At 60.5% G+C, this 16,149-nt stretch carries 16 protein-coding genes; all 16 read left to right on the plus strand.

The genetic code is table 11. The features are described 5' to 3' along the window. The first annotated feature begins 326 nt into the window (after positions 1–326). The 16 genes from mnmG (at position 327) to glmS (ending at position 16,105) form a co-directional block, all read left to right on the plus strand. A complete protein-coding gene (gene mnmG, locus IFU31_RS11740) occupies positions 327–2,225 on the plus strand; it encodes a tRNA uridine-5-carboxymethylaminomethyl(34) synthesis enzyme MnmG (RefSeq protein WP_185794629.1) in 1,899 nt (632 codons plus the stop codon). Between the two features lie 5 nt (positions 2,226–2,230). Next, positions 2,231–2,869: a 16S rRNA (guanine(527)-N(7))-methyltransferase RsmG gene (gene rsmG, locus IFU31_RS11745; RefSeq protein WP_185794795.1), complete on the plus strand. Its 639-nt coding sequence runs from the start codon at positions 2,231–2,233 to the stop codon at positions 2,867–2,869. 18 nt (positions 2,870–2,887) lie between these two features. Next, complete coding sequence (locus IFU31_RS11750) at positions 2,888–3,679, plus strand: ParA family protein (protein ID WP_122480037.1); 792 nt, start codon at positions 2,888–2,890, stop codon at positions 3,677–3,679. A gap of 8 nt (positions 3,680–3,687) precedes the next feature. Beyond that, on the plus strand, positions 3,688–4,560 hold the full coding sequence (locus IFU31_RS11755; protein ID WP_122716089.1) for a ParB/RepB/Spo0J family partition protein: 873 nt from the start codon (positions 3,688–3,690) through the stop codon (positions 4,558–4,560). 148 nt (positions 4,561–4,708) lie between these two features. Next, positions 4,709–5,116, plus strand: a complete 408-nt coding sequence (locus IFU31_RS11760; RefSeq protein ID WP_122796674.1) for a F0F1 ATP synthase subunit I — start codon at positions 4,709–4,711, stop codon at positions 5,114–5,116. Positions 5,117–5,132: 16 nt separating this feature from the next. Beyond that, on the plus strand, positions 5,133–6,002 hold the full coding sequence (gene atpB, locus IFU31_RS11765; protein WP_122480034.1) for a F0F1 ATP synthase subunit A: 870 nt from the start codon (positions 5,133–5,135) through the stop codon (positions 6,000–6,002). Between the two features lie 134 nt (positions 6,003–6,136). Continuing rightward, positions 6,137–6,394, plus strand: a complete 258-nt coding sequence (atpE, locus tag IFU31_RS11770) for a F0F1 ATP synthase subunit C (protein ID WP_002555987.1) — start codon at positions 6,137–6,139, stop codon at positions 6,392–6,394. A gap of 57 nt (positions 6,395–6,451) precedes the next feature. Further along, entirely contained in the window at positions 6,452–6,922 is a 471-nt protein-coding gene (locus IFU31_RS11775) for a F0F1 ATP synthase subunit B (protein WP_122480033.1), read from the plus strand. A gap of 12 nt (positions 6,923–6,934) precedes the next feature. After that, positions 6,935–7,471 carry a F0F1 ATP synthase subunit delta gene (locus IFU31_RS11780; RefSeq protein ID WP_043192047.1) on the plus strand — a complete coding sequence of 179 codons (537 nt, stop codon included), beginning with the start codon at positions 6,935–6,937 and terminating at the stop codon, positions 7,469–7,471. A 21-nt stretch (positions 7,472–7,492) separates the two neighbouring features. Then, a complete protein-coding gene (gene atpA, locus IFU31_RS11785; RefSeq protein ID WP_122480032.1) occupies positions 7,493–9,037 on the plus strand; it encodes a F0F1 ATP synthase subunit alpha in 1,545 nt (514 codons plus the stop codon). Between the two features lie 50 nt (positions 9,038–9,087). Beyond that, positions 9,088–9,948 carry a F0F1 ATP synthase subunit gamma gene (gene atpG / locus IFU31_RS11790; protein WP_192103048.1) on the plus strand — a complete coding sequence of 287 codons (861 nt, stop codon included), beginning with the start codon at positions 9,088–9,090 and terminating at the stop codon, positions 9,946–9,948. Between the two features lie 27 nt (positions 9,949–9,975). Next, the gene (gene atpD / locus IFU31_RS11795) at positions 9,976–11,352 is read left to right on the plus strand and encodes a F0F1 ATP synthase subunit beta (RefSeq protein ID WP_122480031.1); all 1,377 of its coding nucleotides are present in this window, start codon (positions 9,976–9,978) and stop codon (positions 11,350–11,352) included. A gap of 42 nt (positions 11,353–11,394) precedes the next feature. Next, positions 11,395–11,820 (plus strand): F0F1 ATP synthase subunit epsilon, encoded by a 426-nt coding sequence (locus tag IFU31_RS11800; protein ID WP_043192055.1) that lies wholly within the window; start codon positions 11,395–11,397, stop codon positions 11,818–11,820. A 112-nt stretch (positions 11,821–11,932) separates the two neighbouring features. Continuing rightward, positions 11,933–13,300 carry a bifunctional UDP-N-acetylglucosamine diphosphorylase/glucosamine-1-phosphate N-acetyltransferase GlmU gene (gene glmU, locus IFU31_RS11805; protein WP_122480030.1) on the plus strand — a complete coding sequence of 456 codons (1,368 nt, stop codon included), beginning with the start codon at positions 11,933–11,935 and terminating at the stop codon, positions 13,298–13,300. A gap of 190 nt (positions 13,301–13,490) precedes the next feature. Then, complete coding sequence (locus IFU31_RS11810; protein ID WP_192103050.1) at positions 13,491–14,258, plus strand: DeoR/GlpR family DNA-binding transcription regulator; 768 nt, start codon at positions 13,491–13,493, stop codon at positions 14,256–14,258. Positions 14,259–14,269: 11 nt separating this feature from the next. Further along, positions 14,270–16,105 carry a glutamine--fructose-6-phosphate transaminase (isomerizing) gene (gene glmS, locus IFU31_RS11815; RefSeq protein ID WP_122480028.1) on the plus strand — a complete coding sequence of 612 codons (1,836 nt, stop codon included), beginning with the start codon at positions 14,270–14,272 and terminating at the stop codon, positions 16,103–16,105. Positions 16,106–16,149: the final 44 nt, after the last annotated feature.

The raw sequence follows: 16,149 nt of genomic DNA on the forward strand, positions 1-16,149 counted from the left end.
GATGATAAATCCGCCTGTGGGTAAGCAACCGCGTTACCCACAGGTTAATTTCGGTTATACACCGGGCTCATGAACAGGTGAACACAACCTTTAATTTCTCTGTACAGCACGATTACAGAGGGTTTTAGAACCTTATCCACAGATTTTTCGTTGCATAGTAATAAACATAAAAACAAAGCTTTAATGAATCTCTCTCTTTTAATTTCTATTACTCGGTCTATCCACAGCTGGTTATTTTTTGTGCAGAAGGGTTCTTTAGCCGAGGCAAATTCCCTATACTGCGCCGCTATCCCAATTACCCACATTGAACAGGCACGAGGTGCGTGGTGGATTTCCCTTCCCGTTTTGAAGTGATCGTCATCGGCGGCGGTCATGCCGGTACCGAGGCAGCACTGGCCTCAGCACGCATGGGTGCAAAGACCCTGCTGTTGACGCACAACGTGGAAACCCTCGGTGCCATGAGTTGCAACCCGGCCATCGGCGGCATCGGCAAGAGCCACCTGGTAAAGGAGATCGATGCGCTCGGCGGTGCCATGGCACTGGCTACCGACAAGGGTGGCATTCAGTTTCGCGTACTCAACAACCGCAAGGGCCCCGCGGTGCGGGCCACCCGTGCCCAGGCCGACCGGGTCCTGTACAAGGCGGCGATCCGCGAAATCCTGGAGAATCAACCCAACCTGTGGATATTCCAGCAGCCGGCAGATGACCTGATCGTCGAGCAGGACGAGGTCAAGGGCGTGGTCACCCAGATGGGCCTGCGCTTCATGGCCGATTCCGTGGTGCTCACCACCGGTACCTTCCTCGGCGGGCTCATCCACATCGGTTTGCAGAATTATTCGGGTGGGCGTGCGGGCGATCCGCCGTCGATCGCCCTGGCCCATCGCCTGCGTGAACTGCCCCTGCGAGTAGGCCGGTTGAAGACCGGTACACCGCCGCGCATCGACGGCAAGTCCGTGGACTTTTCGGTGATGACCGAGCAGCCGGGCGATACCCCGATCCCGGTGATGTCGTTCATGGGATCCAAGGCACTGCATCCGCGCCAGGTCAGTTGCTGGATCACCCATACCAACGCGCGCACCCATGAAATCATCGCGGCCAACCTCGATCGCTCGCCGATGTATTCGGCAGCCGGTGAAATCGAAGGCGTAGGTCCACGGTACTGCCCCTCGATCGAAGACAAGATTCACCGCTTCGCCGACAAGCAGAGCCATCAGGTGTTCATCGAGCCGGAGGGGCTGACCACCCACGAGCTGTACCCCAACGGTATTTCCACGTCCCTGCCGTTCGATGTGCAGCTGCAGATCGTCCGTTCGATCCGTGGCATGGAAAACGCACACATCATGCGTCCCGGCTACGCCATCGAATACGACTACTTCGATCCACGCGATCTCAAGTACAGCCTCGAAACCAAGGTGATCGCCGGTCTGTTCTTCGCCGGGCAGATCAACGGCACCACCGGCTACGAAGAGGCCGGCGCGCAGGGGTTGCTGGCCGGCGCCAACGCGGCGTTGCGTGCACAGGGCAAAGACGCCTGGTGCCCGCGCCGGGACGAAGCCTACATCGGCGTGCTGGTCGATGACCTGATCACCCTGGGCACCCAGGAACCGTACCGGATGTTCACCTCGCGGGCCGAGTATCGCCTGATCCTGCGCGAGGACAACGCAGACCTGCGCCTGACCGAAAAGGGTCGCGAGCTGGGCCTGGTCGACGACGCCCGTTGGGCAGCGTTCAGTGCCAAGCGCGAAGCCATCGAAATCGAGGAACAGCGGCTCAAGAGCACCTGGGTCCGGCCGAACACCGCCGTGGGCGATGCGCTTGCCGAGAAATTCGGTACGCCGTTGACCCATGAATACAACCTGCTTAACCTGCTCAGCCGTCCGGAAATCGACTATGTCGGTCTGGTCGAAGTCACCGGTGGCGGCGCGCAGGATCCACAGGTGGCCGAACAGGTCGAGATCAAGACCAAGTACGCCGGGTACATCGATCGTCAACAGGACGAGATCGCCCGGCTGCGTGCCAGCGAAGACACTCGTCTGCCTGTGGATATCGACTACGTCGGCATCTCCGGGTTGTCCAAGGAAATCCAGGGCAAGCTGGGCGCCACTCGTCCCGAGACCCTGGGCCAGGCATCGCGTATACCGGGTGTGACGCCCGCTGCCATTTCGCTGTTGATGATTCATCTGAAAAAACGCGGCGCAGGCCGTGAGTTGGAGCAAAGCGCTTGAGTTCCATGGTCACCGAACAGCACCGCGAAGAGTTGTCCACAGGCGCCCGGCAATTGGGCGTCGAACTGTCCGAAGGCCAGCGCGAGCAGCTGTTGGCCTACCTGGCCCTGTTGATCAAATGGAACAAGGCGTACAACCTGACGGCGGTGCGCAATCCCGACGAGATGGTTTCCCGGCACCTGCTCGACAGCCTGAGCATCCTGCCGCACCTGGCAGCCGCCGACAGCTGGCTGGATGTCGGCAGCGGCGGCGGCATGCCAGGCATCCCGCTGGCGATCATGTTTCCTGAAAAACGGATCGCCACGCTCGACAGCAATGGCAAGAAAACCCGCTTCCAGACCCAGGTGAAACTGGAGCTGGGATTGGCCAACCTGCAAGTTATCCACAGCCGCGCCGAAACCTTCGTCCCCGAGCAACCTTTCGCCGGTATCGTTTCCCGCGCGTTCAGCAGCCTGCACGATTTTGCCCACTGGACACGCCACCTGGGCAACGTCGACACACGCTGGTTGGCGATGAAAGGGCTGCATCCAGCTGACGAACTGGTAGCATTGCCAGCGGACTTCCACCTTGATAGCGAACACGCCTTGGCCGTCCCCGGTTGCCAAGGCCAACGCCATCTGCTGATACTGCGCCGCACGGCATGATTGGGAACACGAGCAATAATGGCTAAGGTATTCGCGATAGCGAACCAGAAAGGTGGTGTGGGCAAGACCACCACCTGCATCAACCTCGCAGCATCGCTGGTCGCGACCAAGCGCCGCGTGCTGCTGATCGACCTCGATCCGCAGGGCAACGCCACCATGGGTAGCGGAGTGGACAAGCACGCACTTGAAAACTCCATCTACGACGTGCTGATCGGCGAGTGCGACCTGGCCCAGGCCATGCACTTCTCCGAGCACGGCGGGTATCAGTTGCTGCCGGCCAACCGCGACCTGACGGCGGCCGAGGTGGTCCTGCTGGAAATGCAGATGAAAGAGAGCCGGCTGCGCAGTGCGCTGGCGCCGGTGCGCAACAACTACGACTACATTCTGATCGACTGCCCGCCCTCGCTGTCGATGCTGACCCTCAATGCGCTGGTGGCGTCCGATGGCGTGATCATTCCGATGCAGTGCGAGTATTTCGCCCTGGAAGGGCTGAGCGACCTTGTGGACAACATCAAGCGCATCGCCGAACTGCTGAATCCGGACCTCAAGGTCGAGGGTTTGCTGCGGACCATGTACGACCCGCGCCTGAGCCTGATGAACGATGTGTCGGCGCAGCTCAAGGAGCACTTCGGCGACCAGCTCTACGATACCGTCATCCCGCGCAACATTCGTCTGGCCGAAGCTCCCAGCTATGGGATGCCGGCGCTCACGTACGACAAATCGTCACGCGGCGCCCTGGCCTACCTGGCACTGGCTGGCGAGATGGTTCGTCGGCAGCGTCGCCAATCTCGCACCGCTGCAGTCATTTAAGGAATCCAATGGCCGTCAAGAAACGTGGTCTCGGGCGTGGGCTGGATGCGCTGCTCAGCGGTTCGACCGTCAGTGCGCTCGAAGAGCAGGCCGTCACGGTCGACCAGAACGAGTTGCAGCATTTGCCCCTGGACGTCATCCAGCGCGGTAAATACCAGCCACGTCGGGACATGGACCCGCAGGCGCTCGAAGAGTTGGCGCACTCGATCAAGACCCAGGGCGTGATGCAACCGATCGTGGTACGGCCGGTGGCCAACTCGCGGTTCGAGATCATCGCCGGGGAGCGCCGCTGGCGCGCCGCGCAACAGGCCGGCCTGGAGACCATTCCGGCCATGGTTCGCGATGTGCCCGACGAAGCCGCGATCGCCATGGCATTGATCGAAAACATCCAGCGCGAAGACCTCAACCCGGTGGAAGAGGCCATTGCCCTGCAACGCCTGCAGCACGAGTTCCAGTTGACCCAGCAGCAGGTGGCCGATGCGGTGGGCAAGTCGCGGGTCACCGTGGCCAACCTGCTGCGCCTGATCGCCTTGCCTGAAGTGATCAAGACCATGCTGTCCCACGGCGATCTGGAAATGGGGCATGCGCGCGCGTTGCTCGGTCTGCCGGACGAACAGCAGGTCGAAGGGGCGCGACACGTTGTCGCACGCGGTTTGACCGTGCGCCAGACCGAAGCCCTGGTCAGGCAGTGGCTCAGTGGCAAACCTGAGCCCGTGGAGCCGGCCAAAGCCGACCCGGACATCACCCGGCTGGAACAGCGCCTGGCCGAGCGGCTGGGCTCTGCGGTGCAGATTCGCCACGGACAGAAGGGCAAGGGCCAGTTGGTGATCCGCTATAACTCGCTGGACGAGTTGCAGGGTGTGCTCGCACACATTCGCTGAAACAATTCCCTATGTAGCGCGCAGTCGGAAATCACTACCCGGCAGTTGAATAGGGGCGGAAGCGCCCCTATACTCTGCGCGCATTTTGTCGGCACAATTTATGCCAAGTTAAGGCTTATGGCACGTCGACCATTGAGGAGTCGCCACGATGGAAACCCGCACGCCAAACCGCCTGCCGTTCCATCAATGGGTCGTTTTCCCGATGTTGTTGGCGCAAGGTGTCGTCGCGTTGCTGGCAGCTCTGGTGCTGTGGCAATGGCTCGGGGCGGTCAGCGGTTATTCGGGTCTCTGCGGAGGCCTGATCGCCTGGTTGCCCAATCTGTATTTCGCCTGGAAGGCATTCCGGTTCACCGGAGCCCGGGCCGCACAAGCCATCGTCCGGTCGTTCTACGCCGGCGAGGCTGGCAAGCTGATTTTGACGGCAGTGCTGTTCGCACTGACGTTCGCAGGAGTGAAACCACTGGCGCCGCTGGCTGTATTCGGCGTCTTCGGGTTGACCCAACTGGTCAGCTGGTTCGCACCCCTGCTCATGAAAACAAGACTTTCGAGACCTTAGGGCGTTTGAGGCAACCATGGCAGAAACAACCGCTTCGGGCTATATCCAGCACCACTTGCAGAACTTGACCTTCGGTCAGCTACCAGAAGGCGGCTGGGGCTTTGCCCACACCGCTGCAGAAGCCAAGGAAATGGGGTTTTGGGCGTTCCACGTCGATACCCTTGGCTGGTCGGTTGCCCTGGGCCTGATCTTCATCCTGATCTTCCGCATGGCGGCGAAGAAGGCAACGTCCGGTCAGCCGGGCGCCCTGCAGAACTTCGTCGAGGTGCTGGTCGAGTTCGTCGATGGCAGCGTGCGTGACAGCTTCCACGGCCGCAGTGCGGTGATCGCGCCGCTGGCGCTGACGATCTTCGTCTGGGTGTTCCTGATGAACGCCATCGACCTGGTTCCGGTCGACTGGATCCCGATGGCTGCGGCCTGGATCTCCGGCGACTCGCACATCCCGTTCCGCGCCGTACCGACCACCGATCCGAACGCGACCCTGGGCATGGCCCTGTCGGTGTTCGCGCTGATCATCTTCTACAGCATCAAGGTCAAGGGCCTGGGCGGCTTCATCGGCGAGCTGACCCTGCACCCGTTCGGCAGCAAGAACATCTTCGCCAAGATCCTGCTGATCCCGGTGAACTTCCTGCTCGAATTCGTCACCCTGATCGCCAAGCCGATCTCGCTGGCACTGCGACTGTTCGGCAACATGTACGCCGGCGAGCTGGTGTTCATCCTGATCGCCGTGATGTTCGGCAGCGGCCTGTTGTGGCTCAGCGGCCTGGGCGTCGTGCTGCAGTGGGCGTGGGCCGTGTTCCACATCCTGATCATCACGCTGCAGGCATTCATCTTCATGATGCTGACCATCGTCTACCTTTCGATGGCACATGAAGAAAATCATTGAGACCCGCCTGGCGAGTCTGATGCCCCTCGCGCCCTGGCGCGAGGGAGGCCCCTCCGGGCCGAAACACCGGTTTGTAACACCGCTTTAAAACCTAAAAACCAAGCAAAAGACGACGTAAAAAGTCGGGAGGAAAGATGGAAACTGTAGTTGGTCTAACCGCTATCGCTGTTGCTCTGCTGATCGGCCTGGGCGCACTGGGTACCGCTATCGGCTTCGGCCTGCTGGGCGGCAAGTTCCTGGAAGGCGCTGCTCGCCAGCCAGAAATGGTTCCGATGCTGCAAGTGAAAATGTTCATCGTCGCCGGTCTGCTCGACGCCGTGACCATGATCGGTGTTGGTATCGCTCTGTTCTTCACCTTCGCGAACCCCTTCGTTGGTCAACTCGCTGGCTGATCTCTCGAACCTTCGAGTGGATTGGTGTGATGGACAAAGAACGAGCGAGGTGTTGGCGTGAACATTAATGCAACCCTGATTGGCCAGACCGTTGCGTTCTTCATTTTTGTGCTGTTCTGCATGAAGTTCGTGTGGCCTCCGGTCATCGCGGCTTTGCACGAACGTCAGAAGAAGATCGCTGATGGTTTGGACGCTGCCAGCCGAGCAGCTCGCGACCTGGAGTTGGCCCAAGAGAAAGTGGGTCATCAACTGCGCGAAGCGAAAGCTCAGGCAGCCGAAATCATTGAGCAGGCGAAGAAACGCGGCAACCAGATCGTCGAAGAGGCCGTTGAAAAGGCCCGTATCGACGCTGACCGTGTGAAAGTGCAGGCTCAAGCCGAGATCGAGCAGGAACTGAACGGCGTCAAAGACGCGCTGCGTGCCCAACTGGGTATGCTGGCCGTGGGCGGTGCCGAGAAGATTCTGGGCGCCACAATCGATCAAAACGCGCACGCGGAGCTGGTTAACAAACTGGCTGCTGAAATCTAAGCGAGGGCGATCATGGCAGAACTGACCACGTTGGCCCGACCTTACGCTAAGGCGGCCTTCGAGCACGCTCAGGCCCACCAGCAGCTGGCCAATTGGTCAGCCATGCTCGGCCTGGCTGCAGCGGTGGCGCAAGACGCCACCATGCAGAGCCTGCTCAAGGCCCCGCGACTGACGAGCGCAGACAAGGCCGCCACGTTCATTGACGTGTGCGGCGACAAGTTCGATGCCAAGGCACAGAATTTCATCCACGTCGTTGCCGAAAACGACCGTCTCCTGCTGTTGCCGGAGATCGCCGAGCTGTTCGACCTGTACAAGGCCGAGCAGGAAAAATCGGTCGACGTGGAAGTCACCAGTGCCTTCGCATTGAACCAAGAACAGCAAGACAAACTCGCCAAGGTTCTCAGTGCACGACTCGACCGGGAAGTGCGCCTGCAAGTTGCGGAGGATGCCAGCCTGATAGGTGGCGTCGTCATCCGCGCCGGCGACCTGGTTATCGATGGCTCGATTCGCGGCAAACTCGCGAAACTGGCCGAAGCATTGAAATCTTGAGTTTGAAGGGGCAGCAGAGCAATGCAGCAACTCAATCCTTCCGAAATAAGTGAAATCATCAAGGGTCGCATCGACAAGCTCGATGTGACTTCCCAAGCCCGTAACGAAGGCACCGTCGTCAGCGTTTCCGACGGTATCGTACGGATCCACGGTCTGGCCGACGTCATGTACGGCGAAATGATCGAGTTTCCAGGCGGCGTCTTCGGCATGGCACTCAACCTGGAGCAGGACTCCGTAGGCGCCGTGGTACTGGGCGCGTACACCAGTCTGGCCGAAGGCATGAGCGCCAAGTGCACCGGCCGCATCCTGGAAGTTCCGGTTGGCAAGGAACTGCTGGGTCGCGTCGTCGACGCACTGGGCAACCCTGTCGATGGCAAGGGTCCGCTGGGCAACACCGAGACCGACGCGGTCGAGAAGGTTGCACCGGGCGTTATCTGGCGTAAGTCGGTAGACCAGCCTGTGCAGACTGGCTACAAGGCCGTCGACGCCATGATCCCTGTCGGCCGTGGCCAGCGCGAGCTGATCATCGGCGACCGTCAGATCGGCAAGACCGCTCTGGCGATCGACGCGATCATCAACCAGAAGAACTCCGGTATCTTCTGCGTCTACGTCGCCATCGGTCAGAAGCAGTCGACCATCGCCAACGTGGTACGCAAGCTGGAAGAAAACGGCGCCCTGGCCAACACCATCGTGGTGGCTGCCAGTGCCTCGGAATCTCCTGCGCTGCAGTTCCTCGCGCCGTACTCCGGCTGCACCATGGGAGAGTTCTTCCGTGACCGCGGTGAAGACGCACTGATCGTCTACGACGATCTGTCCAAGCAAGCAGTGGCCTACCGCCAGATTTCCCTGCTGCTGCGCCGTCCACCAGGTCGTGAAGCCTACCCAGGCGACGTGTTCTATCTCCACTCCCGCTTGCTGGAGCGTGCTTCGCGCGTTTCCGAAGAGTACGTCGAGAAGTTCACCAACGGCGCAGTGACCGGCAAGACCGGTTCCCTGACCGCGTTGCCGATCATCGAAACCCAGGCTGGCGACGTTTCCGCGTTCGTTCCGACCAACGTGATTTCCATCACCGACGGTCAGATCTTCCTGGAATCGGCCATGTTCAACTCGGGCATCCGCCCTGCAGTGAACGCCGGTGTTTCGGTATCCCGCGTAGGTGGTGCCGCTCAGACCAAGATCATCAAGAAGCTGTCCGGTGGTATCCGTACCGCTCTGGCTCAGTACCGTGAACTGGCGGCATTCGCCCAGTTCGCGTCTGACCTGGACGAAGCCACCCGCAAGCAGCTCGAACACGGCCAGCGCGTGACCGAGCTGATGAAGCAGAAGCAGTACTCGCCAATGTCGATCGCCGACATGGCGCTGTCGCTGTATGCCGCCGAGCGTGGTTTCCTGACTGACGTCGAGATCGCCAAGGTAGGTAGCTTCGAGCAGGCCCTGATTGCTTACTTCAACCGCGATCACGCCGACCTGTTGGCGAAGATCAACGTGAAGGGTGACTTCAATGACGAAATCGACGCGGGCCTCAAGGCCGGTATCGAGAAGTTCAAGGCCACCCAAACCTGGTAAGCCGCAGCAGGGGCCGCAAGGCCCCTGCTTGCTAACCTGATAGGTGTTACATGGCAGGCGCAAAAGAGATTCGCAGTAAGATTGCGAGCATCAAAAGCACGCAAAAAATTACCAGCGCCATGGAAAAAGTGGCGGTCAGCAAAATGCGCAAGGCACAAATGCGCATGGCAGCCAGCCGTCCCTACGCGGAACGTATCCGCCAGGTGATTGGACATCTGGCCAACGCCAACCCGGAATACCGCCACCCGTTCATGGTCGAACGCGCCGTCAAGCGCGTCGGCTATATCGTGGTGAGCAGTGACCGTGGTCTGTGCGGCGGCTTGAACACCAACCTGTTCAAGGCCCTGGTCAAGGACATGGCGGCCAATCGCGAACGCGGCGTCGAAATCGACCTGTGCGTGATCGGCAGCAAGGGTGCAGCGTTCTTTCGCAACTTCGGCGGCAACGTCGTGGCAGCGATCAGCCATCTGGGCGAAGAGCCGTCGATCAATGATCTGATCGGCAGCGTCAAGGTGATGCTGGACGCGTACCTGGAAGGCCGTATCGATCGCCTGTCCGTGGTGTCCAACAAGTTCATCAATACCATGACGCAACAACCGACGGTGGAGCAGTTGATCCCGTTGGAGGCAACCCCGGATCAAGAACTCAAGCACCACTGGGATTACCTGTACGAACCCGACGCCAAAGAGCTGCTGGAAGGCCTGATGGTGCGTTACGTGGAGTCGCAGGTGTACCAGGCGGTGGTCGAGAACAACGCTGCTGAACAAGCGGCGCGGATGATCGCGATGAAGAATGCAACCGACAACGCCGGCGACCTGATCAGCGATTTGCAGCTGATCTACAACAAGGCGCGTCAGGCTGCGATCACCCAAGAGATCTCGGAAATCGTCGGCGGCGCTGCCGCGGTTTAACGGTTCAAATATTCAGAGGATCCAGCTATGAGTAGCGGACGTATCGTTCAAATCATCGGCGCCGTTATCGACGTGGAATTTCCACGCGACAGCGTACCGAGCATCTACAACGCGCTGAAGGTACAAGGCGCTGAAACCACCCTCGAAGTCCAGCAGCAGCTGGGCGACGGCGTGGTTCGTACCATTGCCATGGGTTCCACCGAAGGCCTCAAACGCGGCCTGAACGTACTCGACAGCGGCGCAGCCATTTCCGTACCCGTTGGCAAGGCCACCCTGGGCCGGATCATGGACGTACTGGGCAACCCGATCGACGAAGCGGGCCCGATCGACACCGAAGAGCGCTGGGGCATTCACCGTCCGGCACCTTCCTTCGCGGATCAGGCAGGCGGCAACGACCTGTTGGAAACCGGCATCAAGGTCATCGACCTGGTCTGCCCGTTCGCCAAGGGCGGTAAAGTCGGTCTGTTCGGTGGTGCCGGTGTCGGCAAGACCGTGAACATGATGGAGCTGATCCGTAACATCGCCATCGAGCACAGCGGTTATTCCGTGTTCGCCGGTGTGGGCGAGCGTACCCGTGAGGGTAACGACTTCTACCACGAGATGAAGGACTCCAACGTTCTGGACAAGGTAGCCCTTGTCTACGGACAGATGAACGAGCCGCCGGGCAACCGTCTGCGCGTCGCCCTGACCGGTCTGACCATGGCCGAGAAATTCCGTGACGAAGGTAACGACGTTCTGCTGTTCGTCGACAACATCTATCGTTACACCCTGGCCGGTACCGAAGTGTCCGCACTGCTGGGCCGTATGCCATCGGCAGTAGGCTACCAGCCGACCCTGGCCGAAGAGATGGGCGTTCTGCAGGAACGCATCACTTCGACCAAGGAAGGTTCGATCACCTCGATCCAGGCGGTATACGTACCTGCGGATGACTTGACCGACCCGTCGCCTGCGACCACCTTCGCCCACTTGGACGCCACCGTCGTACTGTCCCGTGACATCGCCTCCCTGGGTATCTACCCAGCGGTCGATCCACTGGACTCGACTTCGCGCCAGCTGGACCCGAACGTGATCGGCCAGGAGCACTACGACACCGCTCGCGGCGTTCAGTATGTGCTGCAGCGCTACAAAGAGCTGAAGGACATCATTGCGATCCTGGGTATGGACGAGCTGTCGGAAACCGACAAGCAGTTGGTATCCCGCGCTCGTAAGATCCAGCGCTTCCTGTCGCAGCCGTTCTTCGTGGCTGAAGTCTTCACCGGTGCCTCGGGTAAATACGTTTCCCTGAAAGACACCATCGCAGGCTTCAAAGGCATCCTCAACGGCGACTACGACCACCTGCCGGAACAAGCGTTCTACATGGTCGGCGGCATCGAAGAAGCGATCGAGAAAGCCAAGAAACTGTAATCCTGGCGCCCGGCGACGGGCGCTAATCAGGTTGAGGCAAGTATGGCTATGACAGTCCATTGCGATATTGTCAGCGCGGAAGGAGAAATCTTTTCCGGTCTGGTCGAGATGGTGATTGCGCACGGTAACCTGGGTGATATCGGTATCGCTCCAGGCCACGCCCCGCTGATCACCGATCTCAAGCCAGGTCCGATCCGCCTGATCAAGCAGGGTGGCGAAGCCGAGGTGTTCTACATCTCTGGTGGTTTCCTCGAGGTTCAGCCGAACATGGTCAAGGTTCTTGCCGACACCGTGCAGCGTGCTGCCGACCTGGATGAAGCTTCCGCTCAGGAAGCCGTCAAGGCTGCCGAGAAGGCCCTGAACGAAAAAGGCGCAGACTTCGACTACGGATCTGCCGCCGCACGCCTGGCCGAGGCTGCAGCTCAGCTGCGCACCGTCCAGCAGATCCGCAAGAAATTCGGCGGCTGATGCGTCGACTCACTTGCGATTGAGTAAAAGGGTAGCCTCGGCTACCCTTTTTCTTTTTCAGCACTTTCTCCCCGGTCAGCCTGCTGGCCATTCTCCGGATTGGTAGCCGTTCATGTCTCTCGATATCGTCATTCTCGCCGCCGGCCAAGGCACGCGCATGCGCTCGGCCTTGCCCAAGGTGTTGCACCCGGTCGCCGGCAATTCAATGCTCGGCCATGTTATCCACAGTGCCCGCCAGCTCAAGCCGCAGAACATCCACGTGGTGATTGGCCACGGTGCGGATGCGGTACGTGAACGCCTGGCCGCTGACGACCTGAATTTCGTGCTGCAGGACAGGCAGCTGGGCACCGGCCATGCGGTCGCCCAGGCTGTGCCAGGCCTGACGGCCGACAATGTGCTGATACTTTACGGCGACGTTCCGCTGATCGAAGTGGCGACGTTGCAGCGCCTGCTGCAGAAAGTCAGTGCCGACCAGCTAGGCCTGCTCACCGTCGAGCTTGCCGATCCCACGGGCTACGGCCGCATCGTGCGCGATGCGGATGGCCAGGTACAGGCTATCGTCGAGCACAAGGACGCCAGCGATGCACAGAAAGCCATTCGAGAAGGCAACACCGGCATTCTCGCAGTGCCTGGCAAGCGTCTGGCCGAGTGGCTGGCGCGCCTGTCCAACAATAACGCTCAAGGTGAGTATTACCTGACCGATGTGATCGCCATGGCTGTCAGCGATGGCTTGGTGGTGGCCACTGAAACCGCCCAGGATCCGATGGAGGTGCAGGGCGCCAATGACCGCCGTCAACTTGCGGAACTGGAGCGTCACTACCAGTTGCGCGAAGGGCGTCGGTTGATGGCCCAGGGCGTGACCTTGCGCGACCCGGCGCGCTTCGATGTGCGCGGTGAAGTCAGCGTGGGTCGGGACGTGTTGATCGATGTCAATGTGGTGCTCGAAGGGCGGGTGGTGATCGAAGACGATGTGGTCATCGGGCCCAACTGCTACATCAAGGACAGTACGCTGGGCAGAGGCGTGGTGGTCAAGGCCAACAGCCACCTCGACGGTGCAGTGCTGCACGAAGGCAGCGATGCTGGCCCCTTTGCGCGCCTGCGACCCGGCACGGTGCTGGAAGCCCGGGCGCATGTGGGTAACTTCGTCGAGCTGAAGAATGCCCGTATGGGCGAGGGCGCCAAGGCCGGTCACTTGAGTTATCTGGGCGATGCGGACATAGGTGCCAACAGCAACATCGGCGCCGGTACCATCACTTGCAACTACGACGGCGCGAACAAATGGAAAACCACCATTGGTGAGGACGTTTTCATCGGTTCCAACAATGCGCTGGTCGCACCTGTGGATATCTTGGCGGGATCGACGACTGCTGCAGGTTCGACCATCACCCAACAGGTGCCTGCAGGGCAATTGGGCGTGGCACGTGCGCGGCAGCGTAACATCGAAGGGTGGAAGCGGCCGGTGAAGGTCAAGAAGCCTTAGTTATCCACAGGTGTAGCTATTGTATAAGGCCATTCGCGGGCAGAGCCCGCTCCTACAAAATTTCAGGTAGGACCCTGTGGGAGCAGGCTCTGCCCGCGAAGAGGCCATGAGAAATACGATGACACCATTGACGAACCTTTCAGTTTAGGTTTCTATTGCCTTCGTTATCTTTCGAATCGAAACTTAGGCCATGTCAAAGCGTAATACGCCCCAACGTCGTCACAGCATCCTTGCCCTGCTCAATGAACAGGGCGAAGTGACTGTGGATAACTTGGCGAGGCATTTCGCAACGTCCGAAGTCACTATCCGCAAGGACCTTGCCGCCCTGGAAAGCCACGGCCTGCTGCTGCGTCGCTATGGCGGCGCGGTGACCATGCCGCAGGAGCTGATCGGCGAACCGAGCCAGCGCGTCTCGGCCATCAAGCAATCCATCGCCCGCGCCGCCGTCATGCGCATCAAGGAGCACGCGCGCATCATCATCGACAGTGGCAGCACCACCGCTGCGATGATTCCCGAGCTGGGCAAACTGCCGGGCCTGGTGGTCATGACCAACTCGCTGCACGTCGCCAATGCCCTGAGTGCATTGGAGCATGAGCCCGTCTTGCTGATGACCGGCGGCACTTGGGATCCGCACTCCGAATCGTTCCAGGGCCAGGTGGCCGAGCAGGTGCTGCGCTCCTATGACTTCGACCAGTTGTTCATCGGTGCCGACGGCATCGATCTGGAGCGCGGCACCACGACCTTCAATGAGTTGCTGGGCCTGAGCCGGGTGATGGCCGAAGTCGCTCGCGAAGTGATCGTCATGGTCGAGTCCGACAAGGTCGGACGCAGGATCCCCAATCTGGAGCTGCCCTGGGGCCGCATCAGCACCCTCATTACCGATGATCGCCTGCCCCTCGAAGTACGCGATCAGATTCAGGCGCGCGGGATAGATCTCGTGCTCGCCGCTATCAGCTAGGAGAAGCGAACATGTGTGGAATCGTCGGCGCCATCGCGGAGCGCAACATCACTGCCATTCTGGTCGAGGGCCTCAAGCGCCTGGAATATCGCGGTTACGACAGCGCCGGCGTAGCCGTGTTGAGCGAGGATGGCAGCGTGCAGCGCCGCCGTCGCGTCGGCAAGGTTGCCGAACTGCAGGCCGCGCTGGCGGATGAGCCTCTGCTCGGCAAGCTGGGCATCGCCCATACCCGTTGGGCCACCCACGGTGCGCCGACCGAACAGAACGCCCACCCGCACTTTTCCACTGCTGAAGTGGCAGTGGTGCATAACGGTATCATCGAGAATCACGAAGTCCTGCGCACCCAGCTCAAGGAGCTGGGCTACGTATTCACGTCGCAGACCGATACCGAAGTCATCGCGCATCTGTTGCATCACACCCTCAAGGCATTGCCCGACCTGGCCGACGCCCTCAAGGCGACGGTCAAGCAACTGCATGGCGCCTACGGCCTGGCGGCCATCAGCGTGCACCAACCCGACCGTCTGGTGGCCGCCCGCAGCGGCAGCCCACTGGTCATCGGCCTGGGCATGGGCGAGAACTTCCTCGCCTCAGACCAGTTGGCGCTGCGGCAGGTGACCGACCGTTTCATGTACCTGGAGGAAGGTGACATTGCCGAGATCCGCCGTGAAAGTGTGCAGATCTGGGATGCCGCCGGCATGCCTGTGCAACGTGAAAGCGTGCAGTATCACGAAGGCGCCGAGGCGGCCGACAAGGGCGAGTATCGCCACTTCATGATGAAAGAGATCCACGAGCAGCCCACCGTGGTACAGCGCACCCTGGAAGGTCGCCTGGGCCAGAACCAGGTGCTGGTGCAGGCCTTCGGTCCGCAGGCCGCCGAGCTGTTCGCCAAGGTGCGCAATGTGCAGATCGTGGCGTGCGGCACCAGCTATCACGCCGGTATGGTTGCGCGCTATTGGCTCGAGGGCCTGGCCGGCATCCCTTGCCAGGTCGAAGTGGCCAGCGAGTTCCGCTATCGCAAGGTCGTGGTGCAGCCCGACACGCTGTTCGTTTCCATTTCACAGTCCGGTGAAACGGCCGACACCCTGGCCGCGCTGCGCAACGGCAAGCAATTGGGCTTCCTCGGAAGCCTGGCGATCTGCAACGTCGGCATCAGCTCTTTGGTGCGCGAGTCCGACCTGACCTTGCTGACCCAGGCAGGTCCGGAAATCGGTGTCGCTTCGACCAAAGCCTTCACCACTCAACTGGTTGCGTTGATGCTGCTGACGCTGTCGCTTGGTCAAGTGCACGGAACGCTGGAGGAGGGCGTAGAAGCCGAGCTGGTGGCCGAACTGCGTCGTTTGCCGACTCGCCTGGGCGAAGCCCTGGCCATGGACACCACCATCGAGCGCATCGCCGAGCTGTTCGCCGAGAAGCACCACACGCTGTTCCTGGGCCGCGGTGCGCAATTCCCGGTGGCGATGGAAGGCGCGCTGAAGCTCAAGGAAATCTCCTACATTCATGCCGAAGCCTATCCTGCCGGTGAGTTGAAGCACGGGCCGCTGGCGCTGGTGGACAAGGACATGCCCGTGGTAACCGTGGCGCCGAACAACGAGCTGCTGGAAAAGCTCAAGTCCAACCTGCAGGAAGTCCGTGCCCGCGGCGGTGAGCTGGTGGTCTTCGCCGATGAGCAGGCGCAACTTAGCAATGGTCCCGGCACCCATGTGGTGGCCATGCCGCACATCATCGATGCACTGGCGCCGATCCTCTACACCATTCCTTTGCAGCTGCTTTCGTACTATGTGGCGGTGCTCAAGGGCACGGACGTGGATCAGCCGCGCAACTTGGCGAAGTCGGTGACGGTGGAGTGAGGGGGGTGTGAGGCGGTAAGCGCCGTCATCGTAGAAATCAGCCG

It is taken from the genome of Pseudomonas sp. CFBP 13602 (genome assembly GCF_014842725.1).
GTDB classification, from domain to species: Bacteria; Pseudomonadota; Gammaproteobacteria; order Pseudomonadales; family Pseudomonadaceae; genus Aquipseudomonas; species Aquipseudomonas baltica.

Bases quoted from the DNA above. Each gene is read 5' to 3' on its own strand.
- IFU31_RS11760 (WP_122796674.1), top strand. From the start codon at position 4,709: ATGGAAACCCGCACGCCAAACCGCCTGCCGTTCCATCAATGGGTCGTT.
- IFU31_RS11800 (WP_043192055.1), top strand. From the start codon at position 11,395: ATGGCTATGACAGTCCATTGCGATATTGTCAGCGCGGAAGGAGAAATC.
- rsmG (WP_185794795.1), top strand. From the start codon at position 2,231: ATGGTCACCGAACAGCACCGCGAAGAGTTGTCCACAGGCGCCCGGCAA.
- glmS (WP_122480028.1), top strand. From the start codon at position 14,270: ATGTGTGGAATCGTCGGCGCCATCGCGGAGCGCAACATCACTGCCATT.
- IFU31_RS11810 (WP_192103050.1), top strand. From the start codon at position 13,491: ATGTCAAAGCGTAATACGCCCCAACGTCGTCACAGCATCCTTGCCCTG.
- atpD (WP_122480031.1), top strand. From the start codon at position 9,976: ATGAGTAGCGGACGTATCGTTCAAATCATCGGCGCCGTTATCGACGTG.
- glmU (WP_122480030.1), top strand. From the start codon at position 11,933: ATGTCTCTCGATATCGTCATTCTCGCCGCCGGCCAAGGCACGCGCATG.
- atpB (WP_122480034.1), top strand. From the start codon at position 5,133: ATGGCAGAAACAACCGCTTCGGGCTATATCCAGCACCACTTGCAGAAC.
- IFU31_RS11755 (WP_122716089.1), top strand. From the start codon at position 3,688: ATGGCCGTCAAGAAACGTGGTCTCGGGCGTGGGCTGGATGCGCTGCTC.
- atpA (WP_122480032.1), top strand. From the start codon at position 7,493: ATGCAGCAACTCAATCCTTCCGAAATAAGTGAAATCATCAAGGGTCGC.
- IFU31_RS11780 (WP_043192047.1), top strand. From the start codon at position 6,935: ATGGCAGAACTGACCACGTTGGCCCGACCTTACGCTAAGGCGGCCTTC.
- IFU31_RS11750 (WP_122480037.1), top strand. From the start codon at position 2,888: ATGGCTAAGGTATTCGCGATAGCGAACCAGAAAGGTGGTGTGGGCAAG.
- atpG (WP_192103048.1), top strand. From the start codon at position 9,088: ATGGCAGGCGCAAAAGAGATTCGCAGTAAGATTGCGAGCATCAAAAGC.
- atpE (WP_002555987.1), top strand. From the start codon at position 6,137: ATGGAAACTGTAGTTGGTCTAACCGCTATCGCTGTTGCTCTGCTGATC.